Source organism: Mesorhizobium sp. M4A.F.Ca.ET.022.05.2.1, from assembly GCF_003998845.1.
Taxonomy (GTDB): Bacteria; Pseudomonadota; Alphaproteobacteria; order Rhizobiales; family Rhizobiaceae; genus Mesorhizobium.
The window spans coordinates 1-2,374 of sequence record NZ_RZOJ01000621.1; the positions used below are offsets into that span (position 1 = coordinate 1).

3 protein-coding genes are annotated in these 2,374 nt (G+C 63.4%); 2 read left to right on the forward strand and 1 reads right to left on the reverse strand.

All coding sequences use genetic code 11. The annotated features are described in order from the left end of the window. The first annotated feature begins 156 nt into the window (after nt 1-156). Together EN745_RS33690 and EN745_RS33695 are read left to right on the forward strand one after the other, a co-directional pair. Nucleotides 157-624, forward strand: coding sequence for an Hsp20 family protein (locus tag EN745_RS33690; protein WP_126058414.1), 468 nt, complete (start codon nt 157-159; stop codon nt 622-624). Between the two features lie 148 nt (nt 625-772). Beyond that, complete coding sequence (locus tag EN745_RS33695; RefSeq protein ID WP_127404950.1) at nt 773-1,525, forward strand: sulfite exporter TauE/SafE family protein; 753 nt, start codon at nt 773-775, stop codon at nt 1,523-1,525. A gap of 3 nt (nt 1,526-1,528) precedes the next feature. Here the strand turns inward: EN745_RS33695 and EN745_RS33700 are convergent. Continuing rightward, nucleotides 1,529-2,374, reverse strand: an 846-nt coding sequence (locus EN745_RS33700) for an MBL fold metallo-hydrolase (protein WP_210213784.1), incomplete at its 5' end; no start/stop codon positions are given.

Genomic DNA, 2,374 nt, shown 5'->3' on the forward strand with positions numbered 1-2,374 from the left:
CGAATGTTCCGTCGGCGAAAATCTTGAAATGCCCTTTTGCGCTTCCCAAATGTTTGGAGCGGTCGCCAATGTCGGGACCGCTGGTCCATCCGAAACGCCGTTCCGGGTTTCGCAGCGGCCAAACGCAAACTCTGTTGCTCAATAGGAGAACACCCTATGCGTCACGTTGATTTTTCCCCGCTCTATCGTTCGACCGTCGGTTTCGACCGTCTCTTCACCATGCTCGACTCGCTCGGCCAGCCCGACGGCGCGCAGACCTATCCGCCCTACAATATCGAGCGCACAGGCGAGAACGCCTATCGCATCTCGATGGCGGTTGCCGGCTTCTCGGAAGACGAGATCTCAATCGAGGCCCACCGCAACGTGCTGACCGTCAAGGGTGAGCGCAAGGAAGAGGGCAACGGCGAAGGCTCCGAGCTGCTCTATCGCGGCATTGCCTCGAGGGCTTTCGAGCGCCGCTTCCAGCTCGCCGACCATGTCGAGGTCGAGGGCGCCACGCTGAAGAACGGCCTGCTCTTCGTCGACCTCAAGCGCAACATTCCCGAGGAGCTGAAGCCGCGCAAGATCGCGATCACCCAGTCCTCGGACAAGGCCAGGCAGATCGAGGCCAAAGCGGCCGCGTAATCCGCGAGCACCATCCGTAAGACCAGTCTCCTCCCGAGACGAAAGCGGCGCCGAGAGGCGCCGCTTTTTGTTTGCGCGGATTTCTGTGCCATCCGCAACAAAGGCTTCTGGCCCTTTTGAAGCAGGCGCCGGCCCAGCATGAAGGGCGATGTCCGATTTTTCCCTGGCGCTGACGGCAACCATCGCCATCACCTTCCTGCTGGCCGGCGTCGTCAAGGGCGTGACCGGCATGGGCTTGCCGACGCTGGCGATGGGACTTCTGGGCACCGCTATGCCGCCTGTCACCGCGGCCTCGCTGCTGATCGTGCCGTCCTTCGTCACCAATGTCTGGCAGCTGTTCGCCGGCCCGAGCTTCGCGTCGATCCTGCGTCGGCTGTGGCTGATGATGGCCGGCATCATGGTCGGCACGATTGCCGGCGCGCGGTTGCTCGCCAGCGACAACGTCAAATGGACGACCGCCGGCCTCGGCGCCGCCCTTGTCCTCTACGCCACCTACACACTCCTGGCGCGGCGGCCCGGCATTCCGGCCAGGGCCGAGCGCTGGCTGTCGCCCATCATCGGCGTCCTCACCGGCCTCGTCACCGGCGGCACCGGCGTCTTCGTGGTGCCGGCCGTGCCCTACATCCAGGCGCTGGGGCTCGGCAGGGACGACCTGATCCAGGCGCTCGGCCTTTCCTTCACCGTGTCCACCATCGCGCTGGCGCTTGGCCTCGCCTCGCACGGAGCGTTCGAGGTCGAGCATCTCGCGATGTCGTCACTGGCGGTGCTGCCGGCCCTGCTCGGCATGTGGCTCGGCCAGCTGCTCAGGCAGCGCATCAGCCCGGCGACCTTCCGGCGCTGGTTTCTGATCTTCCTGATCGTGCTTGGCCTGGAACTGCTGGCGCGGCCGTTCCTGGGCTAGCCCTTAGCCCTTTGCCGCCAGCGCAGCCTCGACATTTTGTCGGTGAACGGCTTCGTATGGCGCGAAATACTCGACGGCCGTCGAGGCAAACATATCCGCGCCGAAGGTTCTCAGATCCTGCTTGGCCAGGTCAGGCTCTTGCCGGCAGACAAGCAGTTTTCGAACATAGGCCTGGGTCGCGGCGATAAGGCTTCTGTCATAGCCACCTGCTGCAATTGTTTCGCAGGAACCGTGGTTGGGCAGGATGCGATCGAACCGCCAGCCGGCCATGCGCTCGATGTCGATCAGATGTTCGGCAAGACGCTCCGGTTCGGAGACATAGGTGATCGAGTCCTCCAGCGTGTCGCCCGCCAGCAACAGGCCGGCATCGGGCATCAGCAGGACCGTGCCGTCATGGCTGTGGATTTCGACCTGGCGGAGTTCGACGGGGATCGCTCCGACGGTCAGATGGAGGTTGTTGTCGAATATCCTGTTGGGGAGCACGAGCGGCCTGATCGGCGGATTGCCGCCTTCGATCTCGGCCCGGCCACGTTCAAGGGCCGAGGCTGTGAGGCGGTTGGCGATGATCTCGCAATCATGGAACACCTCGTTCCCGGCAATATGATCGTCATGCCAGTGGCTGAGCACGACGCGGATCGAGGTCACGCCCATCTCTTCGAGCGTCCGCCGGACAAGGCGGGCGTGGGGCAGGGATATATGCGTGTCATAGACAAGCGCTTGCGATCCATCGACGATCGCATAAGTGCAAATGCCCAGCGAATAAGCGCCGTCGTCGAGCCAGTTCGGCTCCTCCGACCAGATGCGAACGCCATCGAGGCGGCCATCGTAGAAGCCGACAACGTTTGGCGC

Coding starts and splice junctions, on each gene's coding strand:
- EN745_RS33690 (WP_126058414.1), top strand. CDS start 157: ATGCGTCACGTTGATTTTTCCCCGCTCTATCGTTCGACCGTCGGTTTC.
- EN745_RS33695 (WP_127404950.1), top strand. CDS start 773: ATGTCCGATTTTTCCCTGGCGCTGACGGCAACCATCGCCATCACCTTC.